Here is a 24,871-nt window from a genome sequence, read left to right on the forward strand (position 1 = left end):
CCGGACACACTCCTCGCAGGCAGAGCGGCAGGCTGAAAACCACCGGGAGGACGCGATGACCACCGCAGCGAACGGGACGGCGGGGCCGGCGGTACGGGTCCGCTTCCTGGGCGACTTCGAGCTGACCGTCAACGGCACCCCCGTCCAGCGCTGGCGGGCCGGCAAGGCCCGTGGCCTGTTCCAGTACCTCGTGGTCCACCGCGGCCAGATGCTCACCCGCGACCGGCTCTACGCCTCCCTGTGGCCAGGCGCCGACGCCGCCGCGGGCAGCTCCCTGAAGGTCGCCGCCCACGCACTGCGCCGGGTGCTCGACGCCCACCCCGACCGCCCCGGCGACTCCGGGATCCGGCTGGTCTACCGGGACTTCGGCTACGTCCTGCACATCACCGGGCTGTGGTCCGACCTCGACCGCTTCCAGGAACTGGTGCACACCGGCCTGCGCGCCGCAGCGGCCGGCGACGCCCCGCTCGCCCGCACCCGGCTGCGGGCGGCGATCGGTCTCTACGGCGGCGAGTTCCTGCGCGGCGAGAGCGCCGACTGGGTCGTCGAACAGCGCGAGTACCTCAGGGCGCTCGCGCTGCGGGCCCTGGGAGTGCTGCGCGCCGACGCCGAGGCGCGCGAGGACTTCGTGGAGCTGATCGAGGTCTGCAAGCGCACCCTGGAGATCGACCGCCACCACGAGGAGACCTACCGCGCGCTGATGGCCGCGCACGGCCGGCGCGGTGAACTCGCCTGCGTCCGGCGCTGGTACGAACTGTGCGCCCGCCGGATGCGCGACGAGCTGGCCGTGGCACCCGGCCACGAGACCCAGCGGCTGCTGGATGCCCTGATCCCGGCCGCGGCGCGCGCCCGGGCCGCCTCCGCCCCCGCCCCCGTCTCCGCCGTGACCGGAGCCCCGCCCGCCACCGTCCGCGCGCTGCGTCCGGCGGCGCGCCGGGCCGGGACTCCCGCCGGCACCCCCGCCTGGAGCCCGGACGCCCGTACGACCGCCCTGGCCCGCCCCGTGCGGCGGGCCAGGCCCGACAACCGGGCCGCGGCCGCCCTGGCGCGCGCGGCCGACCAGGCGACCGCGTGACACCGACCCAGCTGTTCAGCGAGCCCGTGATCCCGTGACCCAGTGAGGACCCCACCGTGACCGTGCTGACCGTGCCGACCGAGCCACAGGACTCCAGACCCGCCGGGGCCGAGACCGACGCGGCCCCCCTGCCGCCCCGTTACACCGACCAGTGGATCGGCGGCGCCTGGGTGGCCTCCGACGCCGACGGCCGCCTGGTCGTCACCGACCCCGCCACCGAGCGCGCCCTGGCCACCGTGGCCGCGGGCACCGCCCGGGACGCCGACCTCGCCGCGCGCGCCGCGGCGGCCGCCTTCCCGCGCTGGGCCGCCACGCCGGTGCGTGAACGCACGGCCCTGCTCCGCCGGGTCGTCGAGGCCATGGAGGTCCGCGCCGACCGCTTCGCCGAGACCATCACCGCCGAGGTCGGGGCGCCCGCCCGGATGGCCCGCCAGACCCATGTCGGGCTCTCCCTCGGCATGGCGGCGCACTGCGTCGAGACCGCCGCCTCCTACGCCTTCGAGGAGCGCGTCGGCCATTCGCTCGTCGTGCGCGAGGCCGCCGGGGTGGCCGCCTGCATCACCCCGTGGAACACCCCGCTGCTGCTCACCGTGCAGAAGATCCTCCCCGCGCTCGCGGCCGGCTGCACGGTCGTGCACAAGCCGAGCGAGATCACCCCGCTGCACGCCCGGCTGCTCGCCGAGGCGATCGCCGAGGCCGATCTGCCGCCCGGCGTCTTCAACATGGTCGTCGGCACCGGCGCCGCCGTCGGCACCGCGCTCGTCACCCACCCGCTGATCGACGTGGTCTCCCTGACCGGTTCCACCCGGGCCGGCCGCGAGGTCTCCGCGCTCGGCGCCGACACCGTCAAGCGCGTGCACCTCGAACTCGGCGGGAAGAACGCGAGCCTCGTCCTCGACGACGCCGACCTGGCCGCTTCCGTGGCCGCCACCGTCGACCAGATGCTCTTCAACACGGGCCAGACCTGCCTGCAGTGGAGCCGGCTGCTGGTACCGAGGGACCGGCAGGACGAGGCCGTACGGCTCGCCGGCGAGGCCATGGCCGGGTACGTGACCGGCGACCCGCGCGACCCCGCGACCGACCTCGGCCCCCTGGTCTCCGCCGCCGCGCACGCCCGCGTCACGGACCACATCAGGCGCGGCATCGACGAGGGCGCCGGCCGGCTGGTCCGCGGCGGCCCCGACCGGCCCGCCGGCCTGGACACCGGCTACTACGTCCAGCCGACGATCTTCGCGGACGTGGACCCGCTGAGCACGATCGGCCAGGAGGAGATCTTCGGGCCGGTGCTCTCGGTCATCCCCTACGACGACGAGGACCAGGCGGTCCGGATCGTCAACGGGACCCGCTACGGGCTGCACGGCGCGGTCTGGTCCGGCGACGGCGCCCGCGCCGAACGGACGGCCCGGCGCTTCCGGTCCGGCCTGGTCGACGTGAACGGCGGCCAGTTCAACCCGGCCGCCCCGTTCGGCGGGTTCAAGCAGTCCGGGATCGGGCGCGAATGCGGCGCCGCCGGGCTGGAGGCCTTCCTGGAGACCAAGTCGATGCAGCTCCCGCAGGGCACGGGAGGCCAGGTGGTCGGCCCGCGCCTGCGGGCCACCGCGGCCGCCCGCCCGGCGGACACCGAGAGGAACGACGGATGACCGACCGGCACGCCGAGTCCGCCGGGGCCACCGCCCCGGGCGTACCGGCCGACGACGCACCGCCCCGGGCGGCACGGGCCGAACCGGGCTCCGCGGCACCGGGCTCCGCCGGACCGGGCTCCGCGGGACGGGCCGACGGCGCACTCCCGCCGCTGTTCGCCCGCCTGGAGCGGTGGACCCGCGAACAGCCGGACGAGACCGCCGTCAAGGCCTTCGACGGCACCCTCACCTACGCGGCGCTCACCGCCCGCACCGCCCGCTACGCCACAGCGCTCGCCGCGGCCGGAGTCGGCCCGGAGACCTCCGTCGGGCTGCTGCTCGGCCGGTCCCGGGAGAGCGTGCCCGCCCTGCTCGCCGTCTGGAGCCTCGGCGGGACCGCCGTCCCCCTGGATCCCGCGCACCCCGTCGAGCGCCTCGGCCGTGTACTGCGCGACGCCGGGGCCGCCGTCCTGGTCGCCCCCGAGGTACCCACCGGCCTGGAGCCCGGCGGGATCGCCCTGCTCGCCCCCGCCGATGTCCGCCGCAGCGCCCCCGGCGCGCTCGCCGTGTCCGCAACCGCCCCCGACAGCTGCGCGTACCTCGTCTACACCTCCGGCACGACCGGCCGCCCCAAGGGGGTCGAGGTCACCTACCGGGGCCTGGACACGTTCGTCGACGCCCTCGGCACCCTCGGCCTGCCCCCCGGCGGACTCGGCCTCAACGCCGTCTCGCCCGCCTTCGACGGCTGGCTCTGGTGCACCCTGCTCTACCTGACGCACGGCCAGGGGGTCGCCCTCACGGACCTCTCCCTGGACGGCCTGCGCCAGGCCGCCGCCGAGGGCCGCGAGCCCCTGCCCGCCGGCCTGCGCACCGTCTCCCTCACCCCGTCGCTGCTCGCCGCCCACGGCGCCGGGATCGACACCGCCGAGGTGGTCGTGGTCGCCGGGGAAGCCTGCCCGGCCGCGCTGGCGGAGCGGTTCTCCCGCGGCCGCCGGCTGCTCAACGTGTACGGGCCGACGGAGGTGACCATCGCCGCGACCTGGGCCGACAGCCGACGAGGGGACGACGTGACCACCATCGGACGACCGCTGCCCGGCTACCGGGCGTACGTCCTGGACGAGGAGCTCCGCCCGGTGCCCGCCGGAACCGAGGGCGAGCTCTACCTCGGCGGCCCGGCCGTGGCGCGCGGCTACCGGGGCCGCCCCGGACTCACCGCGAGCCGCTTCCTGCCCGATCCCTTCCAGGGCGGCGGCACCCGCATGTACCGCACCGGCGACGTGGTGATCCGCCGGCCCGGCGGCGAACTGGAGTACCGGGGCCGCCGCGACGACCAGGTCAAGATCCGCGGCCACCGCATCGAACTGGGCGAGGTGGAGCGGATCGCCGCCGAACTCCCCGAGGTCGTCGCCGCCGCCTGCTGCCCGCTCGCCGCCGGCCAGACCCTCGGCCTCGCCGTGGTCGCGGCCCCCGGCGCCGACCCGGCGGGCCTCCCCGACCTGGTCGTCGAACGCTGCCGCAAGCAGCTGCCCGCCGCCGCGGTGCCCAGCACCGTACGGGTGCTCGACCGGATCCCGACCCTCAGCACCGGAAAGGCCGACCGCGAGGCGCTGGCCACGGCCCTGACGGCGCCGGCACGGACGAACGGCGCACCGGGGGCGACCTCGGGGGCGACCCCGGGCACGGGTCCGACCACGAGCGAGCGCATCGTGATGGCCGTCTGGGCCGACGTGCTCGCCACCGAGATCCCCGGCCCCGACGCGGACTTCTTCGAGCTGGGCGGCCACTCCCTGGCCGCCGCCCGCGCGGTGTCGGAACTGCGCCGCGTCACCGGACTGCGCGTCGGCCTCGGCGCGCTGCTGGCCGAGCCGACGGCCCGGCACTTCGCCGCCGAACTCGACCGGCTCTCCGCCGAGCGGGAGGCCTGCGCCGCCGAACCGGCCGACGACCCCGCCGAAGGGGCCTGAGCCATGGGTGCCTGGATCTCCACCTGGACGGACGACCCCGCCGACCAGGCCCTGCCCGTCCTGCTGTGCCTGCCCCCCGCCGGGGCCGGCTGCCAGCAGTTCCGCTCCTGGCAGCCCGAACTGGCCGGCACCGCCCAGGTGTACGGAGTGCAGCTGCCGGGCCGGGAGAACCGCTGGCGGGACCCGATGCCGGACTCCTTCGACGAGGCCGTCGAGGCCATCGCCGCGGAACTGCGGGACGTCGTCGCCACCGGCCGGCCGCTGATCGTCTTCGGCCACAGCTTCGGCGGCCTCCTCGGCTACGAGGTCTCCCGCCGGGTCGCCCCGCGGGCCCTGGTGGTCAGCGGCTGCCGGGCCCCCGGCCACTGGGACGGCGCCGGCCGCGGCATCGTCGACGACGGCGAGGAGCTGGACAAGCTCTTCGACACGGCCGGCCTCGACCCCGAACTGCTCGACGAGGACACCCGCGCCCTGATGGTCGCCATGCTCCGCAAGGACGCCCAGCTGTCCCTGAGCTACGTCCACAAGCCGGGCGTCCGCCTCGGCGTGCCCGTCCACGCCTGGGGGGCCGACGGCGACGAGACCGTCAGCTCCGCCGACCTGGACGGCTGGGCCGCGATCACCACCGCCGCCTTCACCCGGCACACCACCACGGGCGGCCACCACGCCGTACTGCGCCGCCCGCGGCCCGTACTGGACCACCTGACCACCCTGCTGCGGGCCCAGGGCGCCGATGCGCCGGCCCCCGCCCCCGCCCCCACCGCGACCGCGCCCGGCGCCTGAGCGCCCGGCCGTCCCCACCCGCCCGAGTCCGGAGGACACCGTGCCCACCACCCACCAGGTCCTCGTGAACCACGAGGGGCAGTACGCGCTGTACCCCGCCACACGCGAGACCCCCGACGGCTGGACGCCGGCCGGGTTCGACGGCACCGAGGACGAATGCGCCGGCTTCGTGGACGCCCAATGGCCCGACACCCGCCCGCTCAGCCTGCGAGGAGCCTGAGATGGAGATCGACCTGCTCGACCCGGGCCCCTTCGGCCGCAACGACTTCTGGCCCACCTTCACCTGGCTGCGCGCCCACTCGCCCGTCCACTGGCACCCCGAGCCCGGCAGCGACGACGGGGGCTTCTGGGCCCTGACCCGCCACCGCGACATCATGAAGGTCTACGCCGACAGCGACACCTTCAGCTCGGCCCGCGGGATGCGGCTGGGCAGCGACCCGGCCGCCGTCGCCGCCGTCGCCCAGCGCATGCTTATCGTCTCCGACGTCCCCCACCACACCCGGCTCAAGCGGGCCCTGCACCAGGCCTTCGGACCGCAGCAGATGCCGCGCCTGGAGGCGATGGTCGAGAAGGTGGTCGGCGAGCTGGTGACCGAGGCCGCCGAACGCGACGAACTGGACTTCATCGACCTCGCCAAGCAACTGCCCAACCGGGTCGTCTGCGCCATGATGGGCATCCCGCGCGCCGACTGGGCCTGGATCGGGGCCCTGACCACCGACGCCTTCGACTCCCCGGACGACGAGGTGCGCACCAACGCGCACTCGGAGATCTTCCTCTACTTCATCGAGCTGCTCGCCGAACGCCGGGTCCGCCCCGGCGACGACCTGGTCAGCCAGATCGCCCACGACACGCTCGTGGACGAGGGCGACGGCACCGAACGGCCGCTCAGCGACCACGAGATCGTCTTCAACCTCAACGGGGTCCTCTCCGGGGCGAACGAGACCACCCGCTACTCGGCGGCCGGCGCGGTCCACATGTTCGCCGAACACCCCGACCAGTGGCGGCTGCTGCGCGGCCTCGGCCAGGGCGGCATCGCCCCGGCCGTCGAGGAGATCCTGCGCTGGACCACCCCCGGGGTGCACGCCCTGCGCACCGCCGTCCGCGACACCGAGATCAACGGGATCCCGGTGGCCGAGGGCGCCCGGGTGACGCTGTGGAACGTCTCGGCCAACCGCGACGAGGACGTCTTCGCCGACCCGCACGCCTTCCGGGTCGACCGCCGCCCCAACCGGCACGTCGCCTTCGGACACGGCCGCCACCTGTGCCTCGGCGCCCGGCTCGCCCGCTTCGAACTCGGCGCCCTGCTCACCGAGATGCTCGGCGTGCTGGACGGCTTCGAACTGGCCGGACCCGTCACCTTCAACTCCTCCAACTTCACCTGGGGGATCAACAGTCTCCCCGTGCGGCTGCTGCGCAGCCGAGCCTTCGCGAAGTAAGAAAGGGCCCGCACTGTGACCACCGCACTCGTCGACTTCAACCGTTCGGACGCCGCCTTCCCCGCCACGGGGTATCCGCAGCTCCTCGCCGAACAGGCCGCCCGCACCCCCCGGGCCACCGCCCTCGCGCAGGGCGGGCGCAGCTGGACCTATGCCGAACTGGAGGCCGCCACCAACCGGCTGGCGCACGCGCTGATCGCCCGCGGAGCCGCCGCCGGGACCCGGATCGGCCTCTGCTACCCCCGTAGCGCCGAGTACGTCATCGGCTCCCTCGCCATCCTCAAGACGGGCGCCGCGATCGTCGCCCTCGACCCGGTCAACCCCGACGACCGGCTCGCGGCGATGGTCGCCGACGCCGCCCCGCTGCTCGTCCTCACCCCGGCCGGCCTCGGCCGCCGGATACCGCAGGACGTCCCACAGGCCGAGGTCGCCACCGCCGGTCAGGACCTCCCGGACACCGCGCCCGCCGTCGCGACCGGCCCCGACACCGTCAGCCACCTCATCTACACCTCCGGTTCCACGGGCACCCCCAAGGCGGTCCTGGAGCGGCACGGCGCGCTCACCAACCTCGTGCACTGGACCACCCGCGCCTACGGGGTCCGGCCCGGCGACCGCGCCTCCTGGATGTCCACCCCCGGCTTCGCCGTCCAGATCATGGAGTGGCTCGCCTACCTGCCCGCCGGCGCAGCCATCCACATTCCCGAGGCCGGACAGGCACAGACCCCCGAGCAGATCCGCGACTGGCTCGTCGGCGAGGGCATCACCCACACCATGCTGGTGGCCGCCCTGGCCGAGCCCGCCTGGGGCCTGGACTGGCCCGAGGACACCGCGCTGCGGATCCTGGTGACCACCGCCGAGCGCGTCCACAGCTGGCCGCCCGCCGACACCCCGTTCCGGGTCGTGATGACCTACGGCACCACCGAGACCACCAACGTCCTGTCCTGCCTCGACCTCGGGGCCGGCATCGACTTCACCAGCCAGGCCACCTCCGACGAGGTCCGCGCCACCCGCCAGGTCCCGGTCGGCGTGCCCATCGCCAACCTCCGCGTCCACCTCCTGGACGAGGACGGCAGCCCCGTGCCCGAGGGCGAGGTCGGCCGCCTGCACGTCTCCGGCGCCGGGGTCGCGGCCGGCTACCACGGCCGCCCCGAGCTCACCGCCGCGAAGTTCCACCCCAACGTCCTCCCCGACGACCCGCACCCGGTGCTCTACGACACCGGCGACCTCGCCCGCCGCCGCGAGGACGGTGCCGTCGAACTCCTCGGCCGCTCCGACTCCCAGGTGAAGATCCGCGGCTTCCGCGTGGAGCTCGGCGAGGTCGAGACCCACATCGCCCGCCTCGACGACATCGCCGAGGCCGTCGTCGTCACCCAGGAGCGCGGTCCCGGGGACAAGCGGCTCATCGCCTACGTCTCCCCGGCCGGCGCGGCCGAACCGGACTCCGCCGCCGTGCGCGCCGAAGTCGCCCGCACCCTGCCCTACTACATGGTGCCCGCCACCGTCGTCGTGCTGCCCGCCCTCCCGCGCCTGCCCAACGGCAAGGTCGACCGGCGCAGCCTGCCCGAGCCCCCGGAGGGCCGCGACGCGGTCGGCGCCGGCTACGAAGCCCCCCGCAACGAGGTCGAGGACGGGCTCAGCAGGCTGTGGGCCGAGGCGTTCCGCACCGACGGCATCGGCATCCACGACAACTTCTTCGAGCTGGGCGGACATTCGCTGCTCGCCTTCCAGCTGATCGACGAGATCCGCCGCCGCTACAGCGTCGAGCTCAGCCTCTCCGACCTCTCCACCTGCCCCACCGTCGCCGAGCTCGCCACCCTCGTCACCACCGAACGCACGGGCGGCCGGGGCTCCTTCGGCGGACTCCCCGCGATCGTCCCGGACTCTGCCGCCCGCTTCGAGCCCTTCCCGCTCACCGAGAGCCAGCAGGCCCTGTGGATCGGCCGTGGCGGGCTCGTGGAACTGGGCAACGTCGGCTGCCACGGATACTTCGAGTGGGAGAGCGAGCAGCTCGACGTGGCCCGCTTCGAGGGCGCCTGGCGTCGGCTCGTGGAGCGCCACGACGCCCTGCGCACCCGCGTCCTGCCCGACGGCACCCAGCAGGTCTTCGAGGAGATCCCGGCGTACGAGATCCCCGTCACCGACTTCGGCGGCCTCGACGAGGAGTCCCGCCGGGCCGAGCTGGCCGAGCTGCGCGAGCGGCTCTCCCACCAGGTCCTCGATGCCGACGCCTGGCCGCTGTTCGACGTACGGATCAGCCTGCTCGGCGGCGGCCGGGCCCGGATCCACCTCTGCCTGGACTTCCTCGTCGCCGACGCCTGGAGCTACTTCCAGGTCCTCATCCCGGACCTCGTCACCTACTACGTGGAACCCGGCGCGGAACTCGCCCCGCTGGAGCTGACCTTCCGCGACTACGTCCTCGCCGTCGGGAACTCGCTGCGCGACAGCGAGCTCTACCGCCGCTCCGAGTGGTACTGGCGCGACCGCCTCGCCACCCTCCCGCCCGCCCCCGAACTGCCCGGGCGCCCGGCCGACGCCCCCGAGCTGCCGGTCCGCTTCGAGCGCCGCAGCCACGTCGTCGCGCCGGAGCGGTGGAGCCGGATCCAGGAGCGCGCGCACGCCCGCGAGGTGACCCCTTCCGGGGTACTCGCCGCCGCCTACGCCGAGATCCTCGGCAGGGCCGCCGGACAGGCCCGGTTCACCATCAACTTCCCGCTGTTCAACCGCCTTCCGCTGCACCCGCAGGTCAACTCGCTGCTCGCGGACACCACGACCACCCTGCTGCTGGCCGTCGAGCAGACGGAGACCACCTTCGCCGGACGGGCCCAGGCCGTCCAGCGCCGCCTCTGGGCCGACCTGGAGCACCGCTACTTCAGCGGTGTCCAGGTGCTGCGCGAGCTGACCAAGCTGCGCGGCTCCCTCGCCCCGGCCATGCCCGTGGTGATGACCAGCCTGGCCGGCCACCCGCCGCAGTACGAGGAGACCGAGCTGGGCGCCCCGGTCTACGGCATCTCACAGACCCCGCAGGTCTCCCTCGACTTCCAGGTCTTCGAGAAGCCCGACGGCCTCACCTTCAACTGGGACTTCCTGCCCGCCGTCTACCCGGACGGACTCATCGACGCCATGTTCGAGGAGTTCACCGCCCTGCTGGACGCCCTCGCCGAGGACGAGATCTGGGAGCGCCACTCCCCGCCGCCCGGCGAGGACGCCGCCGCCCCCGGCAGGACCGAGGAGCGCGACACCGGCGACGCCTGGGAGCGGTACTGGGCCGGGATCCGGCGCACCGGACGCGGCGGCGACGTCATCTGGGACGCCGACAGCGGCGAGGAATTCCAGTGGCTGCTGGACCAGGCGCAGCGCCACTTCCGCAGCGACCTGCCGGTCATCGACCTGGGCTGCGGCAACGGCCGCTACAGCCGCGAACTCGCCCCGCACCACCCCTCCGTCATCGGCGTCGACGTCTCCGTCAGCGCCATCGACCACGCCAAGCGTGAGGCCGAGGGCGTGCCGAACGTCGACTACCTGGCGATCGACATGACCGACGCCGAGCAGGCCGCCGTCCTGGGGGAGGGGCCCTACAACATCTTCGTCCGCGGCGTCTTCCACGTCCTGGACAGCGAGGCCCGGGCCCGGCTCGCCGCCGTCGCCGGCCGGCTGCTGGGCGACGAGGGCACGCTGATCGTCCACGAGCCCGACTACTCCAGCAACTCCTTCGGCTACCTCGGCTTCGTCGGCGGCAAGCGCGGCCGCGCCGAGGACCTGGTCGGCCCGCTGGAGGCGGCCGGTGTCCGGCACTCGCACCGCTTCACCCGGCCCGAACTGGCCGAGGCGTTCGGCGCGGACGCGTGGGAGGTCGTCGAGGACGAGGCGATCGAACTGCACGCGATCGACCCCCGGTCGGACTCCGACGCGCTGCGGCTGCCCGGCTACTACGCGGTACTGCGCCGCAAGCACTGACGGCCGCACGCCCCGGCCCGGCTCTGCACCGGGCGGCCCCTCGGCCGCCCGGCGCAGGGCCTCGGCGTCGTTCGGGGCTGTGGTGGTGCTCCCCGCGAGGAAGAAGATGCGGCCACGGCCGCTCGGCTGAAAGACTGGACACGTGGAACGACGTACGACCGACCGGCTGCTCAGGGCGCGCGCACAGGCGATCGGGGGCGAGGTCCGGGAGGAATCGGTAGCCGCCGTCCTCGACCGGGTGCTCGCCGTGCAGGCGCAGGACCTGCCCGCGGCCGAGCTCGGCCTCCGGGTGCGGGCCCGCGGGCTGACCCAGGACGCGGTGCGCCGGGCCACCGACACCGAACGCACCGCCGTCCGCGGCTGGTTCATGCGCGGCACCCTCCAGCTGGTGCCGGCCGCCGACGCCCGCTGGCTGCTCGCCCTCTTCGGACCGGTCTACCTGGCGCTCGCCGCCCGGCGGCTGCGCGAACTGGGCCTCGACGAGGCCCTGTGCACGCGCTCGGAACGCCTCATCACCGAAGCGATCGACGGTGAGGGGCCGTTGACCCGCGCCCAGCTCACCGACCGGCTCACCACCCTCGGGGTGGAGCCGAAGGGGCAGTCCGCCTTCCACCTGATCCGCCGGGCCGCCCTGAACGGCCGCATCTGCCACGGACCGCAGCGGGGCGGCGAGGCCACCTTCGTCCTCCTCGACGACTGGCTGCCCGCCACCGGACCCCTGCCCTTCACCGGAGCCGCCGCCGAACGCGAACTCGCGCGCCGCTACCGCGTGGCGTACGGCCCCTCCGACGCCCTGGACTTCGTCCACTGGTCGGGGCTCAAGGCCACCACGGGCAAGAACGCGTGGGCCGCCGTACGGGAGACCGGGCCCGAGCCGGTGCCCACCCCGGGCGAGCCCGACGTACGCCTCCTGCCGGCCTACGACAACTACCTCGTCGGCTACCGCAGCCGGGACCTGTCCGTACCCGCCGCACACGAACGCAGGGTGTGGCCCGGCGGCGGGCAGATCCGCGCCACCGTGCTGGTCGACGGCCTGGCCGTCGGCACCTGGTCCGGAGGCCGCCGCGGGGCGCCGGTGACGGTCGAACCCTTCCCCGGGGCCGAGCCCCGCACCCCCGCCGTGGCGGCCGGAATCGCCCGTGAGAGCGCCGACATCGCACGGTTCTCCAGCTGAACTCATCGCATGTCTACAAGCGGTCTATAGTCCCGGAATTCATAACCGGGGCCTAACTCCCGGACCATAGCGTCAGTGCCGTCCGACAATTCCGTACCCAATCAGAAAAGGGCGTCGACATGGCACTCGGTCGGCATTCCGATTTCAATCGCCTGTGGTTCGGGCAGACCGTCAGCAACTTCGGCGACAAGATCTCCCTCCTGGCCCTTCCGACCCTCGCGGTCGTGGTCCTGGACGGCGGGGCCCTGGAGGTCGGCGTGCTGGGCGCGCTGCGCTTCCTCCCCTTCCTGCTGCTCGCCCCGATCGCCGGGCTGGTGGCCGACCGGGTCTCGCGGCGCACGGTGATGATCGTCGCCGACCTGGGCCGGTTCCTTGCCCTCGGCACGATTCCGCTCGCATTCGCCCTCGACTCCGTCAGCATGGCGCACATCTACATCGTGGCCGCGATCACCGGCTGCCTCACCACCTTCTTCGAGGTCTCGTACCAGTCCTGGCTGCCCCAGCTCATCGGCACCGAGAACCTCATCGAGGGCAATACCAAACTGCAGATCAGCCGGAGCGTCGCGGAAGCGGTCGGGGCCGGCGCCGGCGGCGCCCTCATCCAGCTGCTCGGCGCCGCACGCGCCGTCACCGCCGACGCCTTCACCTTCCTCGTCTCGCTGATCGCCCTCCTCGTCATCCGCCACCGGGACACCCGCGAGCGGACCGAGGAGCGCAAGGCCTCCGCGAAGGCGGAGATGAAGGAGGGCATGAAGACCCTCTTCGGCAACCCGGTCCTGCGCGGCCTGTTCACCGCCAACGTCGTGGTCAACCTCGGTGCCGCGATGGGCGACGCCCTGCTGATCGTCTACGCGTACAAGGTCCTGGACCTGAGCCCCGGCCAGGTCGGTGTCGCCTTCGCCGTCATGTCGGTCTTCGTCATCGTCGGCGCGGTGCTCTCCGAGGTGGTCTCCAAGAGCCTCTCGGTGGGCCGCCTCCTGGTCATCACCGCGGTCGTGCTCGGCGCCGGCTACATCCTGGTTCCGACGGGCGGCGCGATCGGCGGCTTCGTCGGCCTGATCGTGGTCCAGGCCGTCATCGGCTTCGTCTCCCCGATGTTCGACATCCACGTCCTCAGCCTCGTGCAGGGCGTCACCCCGAACGAGCAGATGGGCCGTGTCAGCGGCACCGCCCTCTCCGCGGTCTACGGCGCCCTGTCGCTGGGCTACTTCGCGGGCGGCGCCCTCGGCGAAGGGGTCGGCCTCACCGCCGGCCTCGCGGTGGCCGGCGCCGTGACCATCGTCGGCGGCCTGACCCTGCTGACCGGCCCGGTGGCCAAGATCAAGGAAATGCCCACCGGCGACAACGCCGAGTCGCCTGCCGGCGAGGCCGCGGAGGCCTCACGGATCACCGCCTGACCGGTGTGGGCCATCGGGAGCGGGTGCCATGCCGATCGGCATCCGCTCCCGCCGGGCTCCGCCCCGAACCCGCGCCACCGGACGGTACGCGGGTGCGGCGCCGTGGCCGAAATTGCCGCAGCCGCAGCCGCGGCCGGCAGGTGTACCGGGGGCCTGCGCCCCCGTCCACATCCCGCACCCGCACCCGCGGAACCCACACGTCCGCGCCGCGTTCCTGCGGCGCGCCCTGCCGTACTCCCTCTCCCGAAGACGCACGGAGGCTCAAGGTGAGCGAGTCCCTCGCCGAACGCATAGCCGCACTGCCGAAGTCCCGCCGGGCACTGTTCCAGGCCCTGACCGGCCGAGGCGGCGGGCGCGCCGCCGTACGCGAGGACCCTGAGCCGGCACCCCGCGACCCCGCCGAAGCGCCCGTGCTCTCCTTCGCGCAGCGCCGCCTCTGGTTCATCGACCAGCTGCAGCCCGGCAGCCCCGCCTACAACGTCCCGGTCGCCACCCGCATACGGGGCCCGCTCGACGTCCCCGCCCTGCACGCGGCGCTCCAGGACATCGTGGACCGCCACGAGGTCCTGCGGACCGTCTACACCTACCAGGAGGGCGCCACCGAGGCCGTACCCCGCGTGGTGGACGGCTACCGGCTGCCCCTGCCGCTGACCGAACTGCCCGGCGAGGAGGCGGCCCGGCCGTTCTACGACGCCGACGCGGGCGCCCCCTTCGACCTGGCCGGCGCCGTCCCGCTGCGGGCCCGGCTCGGCCGGATCGGCCCCGAGGACCACGTCCTCGTCCTCAACCTGCACCACATCGTCACCGACGGCTGGTCCATGCGGGTCCTCTACACCGAACTGGAGCGCGCCTACGCCGCCCGCACCGGCGCCCCCGCCGAGGCCCCGGCCCCGCTCGCCCTCCAGTACGCCGACTTCGCCACCTGGCAGCGCCGCCGCGTCAGCGGGGACCGGCTGGAGGGCCTCACCTCCTTCTGGCGCGAGGAGCTGGGCGGCGCCACCCCGGTGGACCTGCCCACCGACCGGCCCAGACCGCCCGTCTTCGGCCACGCCGGCGCCTCCCGCTACATCGACCTCCCGCCCCGGCTCATCGCCCGGCTGCGGGAGTTCGGCAAGTCCGAGGGCGCCACCCTCTACATGACGATGCTGGCCGGCTTCGCCGCCACCCTGCGCCGCTGGACCGGCCAGGACGACATCGTCGTCGGCACCTCGGTCTCCGGCCGCGACCACCCCGCCTTCGGAGAGCTCATCGGCTTCTTCGTCAACACCCTGCCGCTGCGCATCAGAACCGGCGGCGACCCCGGCTTCGCCGAACTGGTCCGCGCCACCCGCCACACCACCCTCCAGGCGTACGCGCACCAGGAACTGCCCTTCGACCTGATCGTCGACGCCCTCGGACTGCCCCGCGACCCCAGCCGGCCGCCGCTCACCTCCGTGATGTTCCTCCTCGACGAGACCCCGGACACCGCCCCGGGCCTCGCGGGCGTCACCACCGAGCCCATCGACTTCTCCTCGCACGCCACCAAGTACGACCTCATGATCAGCGTCCATGACACCGGCACCGCCGTCCGCGCCCTCGTCGAGTACCCCACCGCCCTCTTCGACGCCGCGACCGTGGACCGGCTGCTCGGCCACTTCCTCACCACCCTCGAAGGAGCCGTCGACCGCCCCGACGCCCCGCTGTCCGCCCTGCCGCTGCTCACCGACGCCGAGCGCCGGGCCGCCCTGGACGACTGGAACGCCACCCGCGCCCCCTTCCCCCAGGACGCCTGCCTGCACGAGCTGTTCGAGCAGCACGCCGACCGGCGGCCCGACGCGCCCGCCGTGATCCTCGGCGGACTCGGCGGCTGGAACGTCACCTACCGGGAGCTGGAGGAGCGTGCCAACCGGCTCGCGCACCGGCTCGTCGAAGCCGGCGCGGGCCCCGACCGGACCGTGGCCCTGTGCCTGCGCCGCGGCCCGGGACTGGTCACCGCGATCCTCGCCGTCCTCAAGGCCGGCGGGGCCTACGTCCCCCTCGACCCGGACTACCCGGCCGAGCGCCTGGCCCTGCTGCTGAGGGACTCCGCACCGCCCATCGTCGTCTCCGACGCGGAGCTGATCGGCCGGCTGCCCGTCCCCGACGGCACCGCGCAGGTGCTCCTCGACACCGACCGGGCCGCGCTCGCCGAGCTGCCCGCGACCCGCCCGGCCGTCCCCGTCACCTCCCGGGACCTGGCCTACGTCATCTTCACCTCGGGCTCCACCGGCACCCCCAAGGGCATCGCCCTGGAACACCGGGGCGTCGTCAACAACCTCCTCGACCTCAACCGCTCGTACGGCATCGGCCCCGGCGACTCGGTCCTTGCCCTGTCCTCGCCCAGCTTCGACATGAGCGTCTACGAGACCCTCGGCATCCTGGCCGCGGGCGGCACGCTCGTCCTGCCCGACCCGGCTGCCGCCAAGGACCCGGCGCACTGGGCCGACCTGGTCGAGCGGCACGGCGTCACCGTCTGGAACTCCGCCCCCGCCCTCCTCGGTCTCCTCACCGACCAGCTCGAACACGCCGGAGGGCCCCGCCTGCCCGAGCTGCGCACCGCGTTCCTCGGCGGGGACTGGATCCCCGTCACCCAGCCCGACCGGATCCGTGCCTTCGCCCCCGGTCTGTCCTTCGTCGCGCTCGGCGGAGCGACCGAAGCCTCCATCCACTCGGTGGAGTTCCCCGTCGGCCGGGTCGATCCCGAGTGGACGAAGCTCCCGTACGGGCGGCCCATGGCCAACCAGGTCACCTACATCCTCGACCCGAAGGACCGCCTCGTCCCCGTCGGCGTCCCCGGCGAACTCCACCTCGGCGGCGTCGGACTGGCCCGCGGCTACCTGAACCGGCCCGAGCTCACCGAGGAGAAGTTCGTCCGGGTCGAACTGGAGCCCGGCCGCACCGAGCGCCTCTACCGGACCGGCGACCTGGCCCGCTACGGAGCCGACGGCACCATAGAACTCCTCGGCCGCACCGACTTCCGGATCAAGCTCAACGGGCTCCGCATCGAGCCCGGCGAGGTCGAGAGCGCGCTGCGCGAGCGCCCCGGCGTCCGCGAGGCCGTCGTGGCCGCCCGCCGCTCCGCAGCCGGATCCGACCGCCTCGTCGGCTACGTGGTGCCCGAGGAGGGTGCCGACCTGGACACCGCCTCCCTGCGCACCGCCCTCGCCGCCGTCCTGCCCCCGCACTGCGTCCCCGCCGAACTGGTCCTGCTGGAGCGGCTGCCGCTGAGCCCCAACGGCAAGGTCGACCGGGGCGCCCTGCCGGACCCGCGCCCCGCCGCCGCCCCTGACCGGCCCGCCGCCGCACCCGTCGACGGCGACCCCGTGGCGCTGCGGATCGCCGCCGTCTGGGCCGAGGTGCTCGGCGCGGCCGAAGTGGCCCCCGGTGACGACTTCTTCGCCCTCGGCGGGGACTCCTTCGCCGCCGTGCGCGCGGTCCGCGCCGTCGCCACCGCCCTGCCGGGCGGCGGAGCCGCCGCCCTGCGCGTCGTCGACCTCTTCAGCAACCCGACCCCGGCCGGACTCGCCGCCCGGGCCGCCGAACTCGGCAGTGCCGGAATCCGGGCGCACAGCCTGCTGCACCGGCTCACCCCCGAACGCCCCGCCGGCACCACCACCCTGACCCTGGTCTGCTTCCCGCACGGCGGCGGCGACGCCATCGCCTACCAGCCCCTTGCGGCCCAGCTCCCGCCGCACATCGAACTCCTGGCCGTCTCCCCGCCCGGACACGACCCGCTGCGCCCCGGCCCGATGCTCCCGGTCCCCGAGTTCGCGGAACTCGCCGCCGAGGAGATCGCCCGCACCGTGCGGGGACCGTACGCCGTCTACGGCCACTGCGCCGGAGTCGTCACCGCCCTGGAGACCACCCGCGTACTGGAACGGCTGGGGCAGCGTCCGATCGCCCTGGACCTCGCCGCGGCCCTCCCCGAGGAGGACCCCGAGTACGCCCTGGAGATGGAACGCGTCTCCGGCGACGACGACCTCGTCGCGTACCTGACCACCATGGACGGTTTCGACGGCGTCCTCGACGACAGCGACCTCACCGCGGTCCTGCGGATGGTCCGCCACGACATGACCGAGGCCGCCCGCTTCTTCGCCCGCACCTCGGGCGGCTACGACCGCCCCCTGGCCACCCCGCTCACCTGCATCATCGGCGACGCCGACGACGCCACCGAGGGCTACGAGAACGGCTACCGCGCCTGGGGCCGGTACGCGGCCGACGTACGCCTCGCCGTCATCCCCGGTGGCCGCCACTACTTCGCCAAGCACCTGCCCGACCGGCTCGCCGCTCTCCTCGCCGACCTGCACCGCAACGGAGGAACCCATGTCTGATCTCGCCGAACGGCTCGGCCGTCTGCCCCAGGGACAGCGCTCCCGGCTGCTGGGACGGATGCGCAACCAGATGACGGCCGGCGTGGGCCGCCGCATAGAGCTCAAGCGGACCGACCACGGGCCCCGGTCCCGCTCCTCCTTCCAGCAGGAGCAGATGTGGTTCGTCGACAAGCTCGGCGCCGGCAAGGCCCGCAACAACATAGCCCTGGCCATAGGCCTGGGCGGACCCCTCGACCGGGCCGCCCTGCACGAGGCGCTCAACGCCGTCGTCGCCCGCCACCAGGTGCTGCACAGCAAACTCGTCGAGATCGACGGAGTCCCCTGGCAGGAACCCGTCCCCTCCTTCGTCCTCGGCGTCCAGAGCACCGACCTGTCGGGCAGCGAGGACGCGGACCGCGAACTCGCCGAGCTCACCGCGAGCTGCGCCGCCGCCCCCTTCGACCTGGCCGCCGGCCCGCCCGTCCGCGCCCACCTCGTACGCCTCGCCGCGGAGCGCCACGTCCTGCTCTGGGTCGTCCACCACATCGCCTGGGACCCCGGCTCGACCCGGATCTTCACCGAGGAGCTGACCTCCAGCTACGCGGCGGCCGCCGCGGGCAAGCGCCCCGAGGCTTCCCGGCTCGCCGTCGAGTACGCCGACTTCGCGGCCTGGCAGCGCGCCAAGCTGGAGAACGACGAGCACGGCCGGGCCCTCGCGGCCAAGTGGCGCCAGATCCTGGCCGGCGCCGTCGCCACCGAGGTCCTGCCCGACCACCCGCGCGGCCCCGAAACCCGCGGCGACGGCCGCGGTCTGAAGCTGACCCTCGACCAGAAGCTGCTGGACCGCCTCACGGAGCTCGCCGACGCCAACAGCACCACCGTCTTCACCACCCTGCTCGCCGCCTTCAACGCGCTGCTGCGGCACTGGACCCGTACCGAGGACGTCGTCGTCGGCACGGCGAGCGCCTCCCGGCCGCACCCCGACCTGGAGCAGGTCATCGGCTGCTTCGTCCAGATGATCACCCTGCGGACCGAGGTCACCGACCAGCTCACCTTCCGCGAGCTGGTCACCCGCACCGCCTCCTCCGTCATGGACTCCTTCACCAACAGCGAGCTGCCCTTCGAGCAGGTCGTCGAGGCCGTCCGCCCCGTGCGCGACCCGCTGCGCCACCCGCTCTTCCAGATCGAGTTCACCTCGCTGGGCCGCTGGGGCACCCACCGGGCGCAGGCCGCGGACGTCGAGTTCACCATGGACCAACTGCACGACGGAGCAGCGAAGTTCGACATGAGCTTCCTCGTCGGCGAGAACGACGGCCTGGAACTCTCCCTCGAGTACAACACCTCCCTCTACCGGCACGGCACGGCCAGCGCCCTGCTCGGCGCCTTCCGCCAGGTCCTGGAGCAGGTCGCCGAGAACCCCGACCTCCAGGTGGGCGACATCAGCCTGGTCGAGGAGCCGGCCGCCTCCCGGCACGCCCGCGAGCTCTCCCGCGGCGGCCCCGTCGACGAGGCCGCCTGGACCACCACCCTGGACCGCGCGTTCCGCGAGCGGGCCACCATCCACCCCGACGCCGTCGCCGTCCGCCACGGCTCCACCCGGCTCGACTACGCCGCCCTCGACCGCTGGTCCGAGGCCATCGCCCACCGGCTGCGCGACCGCGGCGTCCGCCACGGCGACCCCGTCGCGGTGTGCGTCTCCCGCGGCCCGGCCGCCGTCGCCGGAGTCCTCGGCGTGCTCAAGGCGGGCGCCCACTACATCCCGGTCGACCCGGCCGCCCCGGCCGAGCGGACCCGTACGGTCCTCGCCGACGCCAAGGTCAGGCACGCCCTCGTCGACGAAGCCGCGCAGCTGCCCGTACCGCTGGAGCTGGTGACCACCGGAACGGCGGCCCCCGTCCGGGAGGTCCCCTCCCTCGCGCCGACCGCCACCCCCGGCGACCTGGCCTACGTGCTCTACACCTCCGGCAGCAGCGGAACCCCCAAGGGGGTCATGATCGAGCACCGCTCGGTCACCCACTTCTCCCGCACCATCGCCAAGGCCTACGAGATCCGGGCCGAGGACCGGCTCCTGCAGTTCGCCCCGCTCACCTTCGACGTCTCCGTCTTCGAGATCTTCACCACCCTGCTGGCGGGCGGCTCGCTCGTCATCGCCACCGACGACGAGCGCCGCGACCCGGCCCTGCTCCAGACCCGGATGCGCGAGGACGCGGTCACCGTCGCGGAACTCCCGCCCGCCCTCCTGCCGTTGCTCGACCAGGCCGGCCTGCCCGACCTGCGTCTGGTCTCGGTGGGCGGTGAGGCCTTCCCCGGCCGGCTGGTCGCCGAATGGACCGCGGGGGAGCGGAGGTTCGTCAACGGCTACGGCCCCACCGAGGCGACCGTCGCCGTCACCCTCATGGACTGCACCGGCAGCTACGACCGCAACCCGCCGATCGGCCGCCCGATGCCGGGCCACCAGGCGTTCGTCCTCGACGAGCGGCTGCGCCCCGTCCCGCCCGGCGTACCCGGTGAACTCTGCGTCTCCGGTCCCGGCGTCGCCCGCGGCTACCTGGGCCGACCCGACCTCACCGCCGACCGCTTCGCCGACAACCCCTACGCGGACGGCCCCGAGACGGCCCGCCTCTACCGCACCGGCGACCTGGTCCGCTGGCTGCCCGGCGGCAACCTGGACTTCCTCGGCCGCACCGACCGTCAGCTCAAGGTGCGCGGCCACCGCATCGAGCCCGGCGAGGTCGAGGCCGTGCTCACCGGGCACCCCTCCGTGCAGCAGGCCGTCGTCGTGGCCCAGCCCGCCGCGGGCGGCGAGCGCATGCTGGCCGCCTACGTCACCGTCGAACAGGTGGGCTCGTACGCCTCCGAGGTCGCCGATGCCGAGGGCCTGCGCGCCTACGCGGCCGGCCGGCTGCCCGGCTACATGGTGCCGGTCGTCGTCGTCCTCGACGAACTGCCGCTCACCCCGCACGGCAAGGTCGACACCGCCGCCCTGCCCCAGCCCACCGAGCAGTCGGCCGAGGGCGGCACCGCGCCGCGCGACGCCGTCGAGGAGCAGATCTGCCGGGACATCCTCACCCCGCTGCTCGAATGGCAGAACCCGGACGTGGAAGGCGACTTCTTCGCCCTGGGCGGCAGCTCCCTGCAGGCCACCATCGTGGTCTCCCGGGTCCGCGCCCTCTTCGGCATCGACATCGCCCTCGCCGACTTCTTCGGCCGCCCGACCGTCGCGGGACTGGCCGAACTGGTCCGCGCCGCCAAGGCCGAGGCCGCCGGCGAACAGGACCGGCTGCTCGCGGTCTTCGAGCAGATCGAGAACATGAGCGACGACGAGGCCGCCGCCCTCCTCGGCTCCCTCCAGCACCCGGACGGTCCCTGATGGCCGACCCGGCCGGGCTCGACGGAGCGCTCGCCGCGCTCCCCGAGGCGAAGCGCGAACTCGCCCGCCTGATGCTGGCCGCCCGCCGGCCCGTGCCCGCCCACCCGGCCCCGCGCTCCGGCGCGGGGCCGGTCCCCCCGACCGCCCTCCAGTCCCGGCTCTGGCGCCGCGAGCGCACGCATCCGGCCGTCGCCACCGGCTCGCACGCGCTCCGGCTGACCGGCCCGCTCGACCCGCGTCGGCTCACCGAGGCCCTCACCGGGGTCCTGCGCCGCCACGAGGCGCTGCGCACCCGGCTCACCGTCTCCACCACCGGCCAACCGAGGCTGCACGTGGACGAGGAACCCGTGCTGCGGCTCACCCGGGCCGACCTCTCGGGCTTCACCCCGCAGGCCGCCGCCGATCGCGTGGCCCTGCAGAGCACCGAGAGCGCCTCCACCGTCCTCGACCTGGAGAGCGGCCGCACCAGCGCGTTCCGGCTGCTGCGGCTCGCCCCCGACGAGCACGTCCTGATCCTCGCCTCCCACCTCGCGGTCTTCGACGGCTGGTCCTCCGGGGTCTTCCTCGCGGACCTGACCGCCGGCTACCGCGAGGGCGCGGTTCCGGGCGGGCCGGTCCCGCCCGAGCTCCAGTTCCCCGACTACGCCGACTGGCAGCACCGGTGGCTCGCCGGACCCGACGGCTCCGCCGAACTCGCCCGCCGCCGCGCGGTGTTCGCCGCCGACCCGCCCGCACCCCGGGCGCCCGGCGGATTCGAACGCGGCCACCTGCCCGTACGGCTCGCCCGCGGGCCGGTCGACGCCGGGCTGGAGCTGGGCGCGGCCGAAGGAGCCACCCCGTTCATGACCCTGCTCGCCGCGCTGGCCGTCGTACTGGCCCGCCGGGAGGGCCGTACCTCCGTGGTGATCGGCACCCCGGCGGCCGGCCGCTTCGCCGGACCGCTCGAAGGCGCCGTCGGGCAGTTCACCACCGTGGTACCGATCCGGCTCGACCTCGCGGACGGCCCCGCCTTCCGGGAGCTGCTGCGCCGCACCCGGGCCGCGGTGGCCGAAGCCCTCGCCCACCAACGCCTGCCCGTGGACGTCCTGTTCGGCGACGCAACGCCCCCGCCGTACAGCGTCCTGTTCGCCCTCCACAACTACCCGTCGGTCCCCCTGGACCTGCCGGGCATCGAGGTCGGCCAGCTGCCCGGGCCCCCGGCCCGGCACCTGGAGCTCTACAGCCCCGACCCGGCCGCCGCCTTCGCCTGCATCGGCCTCGTGGAACGGGACGGCGCGATCGGCGGCACCGCCGAGTACAACCGCCACGCGGCCACGCCCGAGGACGTGCGAGGGCTGCTCACCGGAATCGAGGACGTGCTGGACCGGGCCGTCGCCGCGCCCGCATCCCCGCTCACCACCTAGGGAGTTGCCCGTGCTCACCACCGAGTTCTACCGCGCGCCCGCGGACTGCGGGCTCGTACGGAGCGGAGCCGACGTGCCCCGCACCCCCATGCGGGCCCTGCGCGAGGACATCCACGACATCCTGGTCTCGGCCCCCGTGGCCGAGGCCCGGCGCACCCGCGACCCCCGGCCCATCCACCGGGCCCTGGGTGAGCGGGGCCTCCTCGCGCCCCAGTGGCCCGAGGAGTACGGCGGCCGCGGCATCAGCCAGGTCGCGGCCGCCGTGCTGGTCGAGGAACTGGCCATGCACGACGTCCCCGACCTGCTGCACACCCTCACCGTGCAGATCGTCGGATCCACCCTGCTCAATGTCGCGAGCCCGGCGATGAAGGCCCGCCACCTGCCCGGCTTCGCCGCCGGCACCGCCTTCGGCTGCGTGCTGTTCAGCGAACCCCAGGCCGGCTCCGACCTCAACATCCTCTCCACCCGCGCCGTTTCCGACGGCAAGGGCGGCTACAAGCTGTACGGCACCAAGGTCCACTCGCTCTTCGCCCGGCTCGCCGACTACGGGCTGTGCCTGGCCCGCGGCGAGGACGACGCCTTCAGCCTGTTCCTCGTCCCCCTCAATCAGCCCGGGGTCACCATCCGGCAGATCCCCGGCATGGGCGACGACGCCTTCCACGAGGTCACCCTCGACGGCGTGGCCGTGACCGCCGACGACGTGGTCGGCGAGACCGGCCAGGGCTGGGCGATCGTCGTCAAGACGCTCGCCTTCGAGCGCACCGGACTCGACTACTACGTCAAGGCGCTGCGCTGGTACCGGGCCGCCGTGGAACGGCTGGAGGTCCACACCGACCGGCTGGAGGCCGGCCAGCACGACCAGATCGGCCTGGCCAAACTCAACGCCCGGCTGCTCGCGGCCGGCACGCTGGTCCGCCGTGTCCTCACCCGCCTCGACCGGGGCGAACTCAACGAGGACGAGGCCGCCGCCGCCAAGTGGTACACCACCGAGCTCGCCGCCGAGGTGGCCTGGTGGGCCGCGGAACTCGACGGCGACCGCAGCATGACCCTCGACGACCCCGAGGTCGACGGGGTGGCACACCCACTCGACGCGGCGTTGCGCGAAGCCCCGGGGATGCGTATATCGGGCGGCACCGCCGAAATGATGCTGGAGACGCTGGCCCGGCTGCGTCTCGACTCAGGGGCGGAGGTACGGCCGTGACATCACAGGCGGTAGGCGGGAACGGCACGGGCGGCCAGGGCCCGGCGGCGGCCGAGCGCTGGCGGGAGCGGGAGGACGAGGACTCGCTCTTCCGCCAGCTCCGGCTCACCGTGCGCCAGGGCCTGGAGGTCGACGGGGACACCCCGGCCGGCGCCTGGGAGGCGCTGACCCAGGTCGGCGCGTGGGAGTTCGCCCTGCCCATCGGCCACGACGGGCTCGACCTCGGCCAGGCGGTCATCGCCATGGTGTGCGAGGAGGCGGGCAACGCGATGCAGCCCGTCCCGCTGACCGACACCCTCCTCGCCCTGGACCTGGTCTCCGGCCTCGGCCCGCTGGCCCCCGAAGCCGCCGACAGCCTCCTGGACCAGGTACGCACCGGGGAACTGGCACTCGCCGTGCCGGGCCGGCTGCCCGATCCGCGGGGCACCGTACCGCCGGGCATCACCTGGAAGCCGGACCCGGACACCGGCGCCGTCGTCCTCACCGGAACCGGTGGCCCCTTCGCCGCCGGGGTCGGCCCGGGCGCCCTGCTGGTCCTGGCCGGCGGCCCCGACGGCCCGTGCGTGGCACTCGTACCCCTGCCCACCGAGGGCGTCCAGGTCCGCCCGCTGCGCGACCACGGCGGGGGAGCCGTCGCCAGTGCCGTCTTCGACGAGGTACGGCTGCCTGCCGAGGCGGTGCTGCTGAGCGGCCTCGCCGCCGAACAGGCCCTCGCCCGCGTGGGGCTGCGCGCCGCCGTCCACCAGGCCTCACTGCTGGCCGGGATCACGGCGGCCGCCCTGACTGCGGTCGTCTCCCGGATCCGCGGCCGGCAGCAGTTCGGCCAGGCCCTGGTCAAACACCAGGGCCCCCGGCTGCGCGTGGCAGGGCTGCTGGCCCGCCTCGACGCCGTGCGCTGGGCCGTGGGCGACGCGGCCCGGGACCTCGACGAGGACCGGCTCACCGCGGGGGAGGCCGCCGGACTGATCGCCCTCACGGCGGAGACCACCCTCGACGTGACCCGTGACGCGGTGCATCTGCACGGCGCCTCGGGCCTGGTCCGGGACGGCCTGGTGGCGGGCTGCTACCGGCGCGCCGCCTGGGAGGCCATGCGCTGCGGGCGCCCCGCCCACCTCTGGGACATCGCGGCGCACACGCCCTGACCGGCGCCCACGACGGAAGGGGCCC

14 protein-coding genes are annotated in these 24,871 nt (G+C 74.4%); all 14 read left to right on the top strand.

Annotated elements, in window-relative coordinates; translation table 11 throughout:
• Positions 1 to 55 precede the first annotated feature (55 nt).
• Positions 56 to 1,075, top strand: coding sequence for an AfsR/SARP family transcriptional regulator (locus KO717_RS31850; RefSeq protein WP_301372907.1), 1,020 nt, complete (start codon positions 56 to 58; stop codon positions 1,073 to 1,075).
• Positions 1,076 to 1,203: 128 nt separating this feature from the next.
• Positions 1,204 to 2,715, top strand: a complete 1,512-nt coding sequence (locus tag KO717_RS31855) for an aldehyde dehydrogenase family protein (protein WP_301374887.1) — start codon at positions 1,204 to 1,206, stop codon at positions 2,713 to 2,715.
• Positions 2,712 to 4,658, top strand: coding sequence for a non-ribosomal peptide synthetase (locus KO717_RS31860; protein ID WP_301372908.1), 1,947 nt, complete (start codon positions 2,712 to 2,714; stop codon positions 4,656 to 4,658). Before KO717_RS31855 ends, KO717_RS31860 begins: the two co-directional genes overlap by 4 nt.
• 3 nt (positions 4,659 to 4,661) lie before the next feature.
• Positions 4,662 to 5,441, top strand: a complete 780-nt coding sequence (locus KO717_RS31865; protein ID WP_301372909.1) for a thioesterase II family protein — start codon at positions 4,662 to 4,664, stop codon at positions 5,439 to 5,441.
• The gene (locus KO717_RS31870; RefSeq protein WP_367401553.1) at positions 5,392 to 5,661 is read left to right on the top strand and encodes an MbtH family protein; all 270 of its coding nucleotides are present in this window, start codon (positions 5,392 to 5,394) and stop codon (positions 5,659 to 5,661) included. Before KO717_RS31865 ends, KO717_RS31870 begins: the two co-directional genes overlap by 50 nt.
• A gap of 1 nt (position 5,662) precedes the next feature.
• Positions 5,663 to 6,877 (top strand): cytochrome P450, encoded by a 1,215-nt coding sequence (locus KO717_RS31875; protein WP_301372910.1) that lies wholly within the window; start codon positions 5,663 to 5,665, stop codon positions 6,875 to 6,877.
• Between the two features lie 15 nt (positions 6,878 to 6,892).
• Complete coding sequence (locus KO717_RS31880) at positions 6,893 to 10,831, top strand: amino acid adenylation domain-containing protein (RefSeq protein ID WP_301372911.1); 3,939 nt, start codon at positions 6,893 to 6,895, stop codon at positions 10,829 to 10,831.
• Positions 10,832 to 10,973: 142 nt separating this feature from the next.
• Entirely contained in the window at positions 10,974 to 12,005 is a 1,032-nt protein-coding gene (locus KO717_RS31885; protein ID WP_301372912.1) for a winged helix DNA-binding domain-containing protein, read from the top strand.
• 119 nt (positions 12,006 to 12,124) lie between these two features.
• Positions 12,125 to 13,402 carry an MFS transporter gene (locus KO717_RS31890; RefSeq protein WP_301372913.1) on the top strand — a complete coding sequence of 426 codons (1,278 nt, stop codon included), beginning with the start codon at positions 12,125 to 12,127 and terminating at the stop codon, positions 13,400 to 13,402.
• A gap of 266 nt (positions 13,403 to 13,668) precedes the next feature.
• On the top strand, positions 13,669 to 17,751 hold the full coding sequence (locus KO717_RS31895; RefSeq protein WP_301372914.1) for a non-ribosomal peptide synthetase: 4,083 nt from the start codon (positions 13,669 to 13,671) through the stop codon (positions 17,749 to 17,751).
• Complete coding sequence (locus KO717_RS31900) at positions 17,744 to 21,100, top strand: non-ribosomal peptide synthetase (RefSeq protein WP_301372915.1); 3,357 nt, start codon at positions 17,744 to 17,746, stop codon at positions 21,098 to 21,100. The genes KO717_RS31895 and KO717_RS31900 overlap by 8 nt, the downstream gene beginning before the upstream one ends.
• Positions 21,100 to 22,503: a condensation domain-containing protein gene (locus tag KO717_RS31905; protein ID WP_301372916.1), complete on the top strand. Its 1,404-nt coding sequence runs from the start codon at positions 21,100 to 21,102 to the stop codon at positions 22,501 to 22,503. The genes KO717_RS31900 and KO717_RS31905 overlap by 1 nt, the downstream gene beginning before the upstream one ends.
• Before the next feature lie 10 nt (positions 22,504 to 22,513).
• Positions 22,514 to 23,704 carry an acyl-CoA dehydrogenase family protein gene (locus KO717_RS31910; RefSeq protein ID WP_301372917.1) on the top strand — a complete coding sequence of 397 codons (1,191 nt, stop codon included), beginning with the start codon at positions 22,514 to 22,516 and terminating at the stop codon, positions 23,702 to 23,704.
• Complete coding sequence (locus KO717_RS31915; RefSeq protein WP_301372918.1) at positions 23,701 to 24,846, top strand: acyl-CoA dehydrogenase family protein; 1,146 nt, start codon at positions 23,701 to 23,703, stop codon at positions 24,844 to 24,846. Before KO717_RS31910 ends, KO717_RS31915 begins: the two co-directional genes overlap by 4 nt.
• The last annotated feature ends 25 nt before the right edge of the window (positions 24,847 to 24,871 follow it).

It is taken from the genome of Streptomyces xanthophaeus, from assembly GCF_030440515.1.
GTDB lineage: Bacteria > Actinomycetota > Actinomycetes > Streptomycetales > Streptomycetaceae > Streptomyces > Streptomyces kutzneri.

Coding starts and splice junctions, on each gene's coding strand:
- KO717_RS31850 (WP_301372907.1), top strand. CDS start 56: ATGACCACCGCAGCGAACGGGACGGCGGGGCCGGCGGTACGGGTCCGC.
- KO717_RS31860 (WP_301372908.1), top strand. CDS start 2,712: ATGACCGACCGGCACGCCGAGTCCGCCGGGGCCACCGCCCCGGGCGTA.
- KO717_RS31865 (WP_301372909.1), top strand. CDS start 4,662: ATGGGTGCCTGGATCTCCACCTGGACGGACGACCCCGCCGACCAGGCC.
- KO717_RS31870 (WP_367401553.1), top strand. CDS start 5,392: ATGCGCCGGCCCCCGCCCCCGCCCCCACCGCGACCGCGCCCGGCGCCT.
- KO717_RS31875 (WP_301372910.1), top strand. CDS start 5,663: ATGGAGATCGACCTGCTCGACCCGGGCCCCTTCGGCCGCAACGACTTC.
- KO717_RS31890 (WP_301372913.1), top strand. CDS start 12,125: ATGGCACTCGGTCGGCATTCCGATTTCAATCGCCTGTGGTTCGGGCAG.
- KO717_RS31900 (WP_301372915.1), top strand. CDS start 17,744: ATGTCTGATCTCGCCGAACGGCTCGGCCGTCTGCCCCAGGGACAGCGC.
- KO717_RS31905 (WP_301372916.1), top strand. CDS start 21,100: ATGGCCGACCCGGCCGGGCTCGACGGAGCGCTCGCCGCGCTCCCCGAG.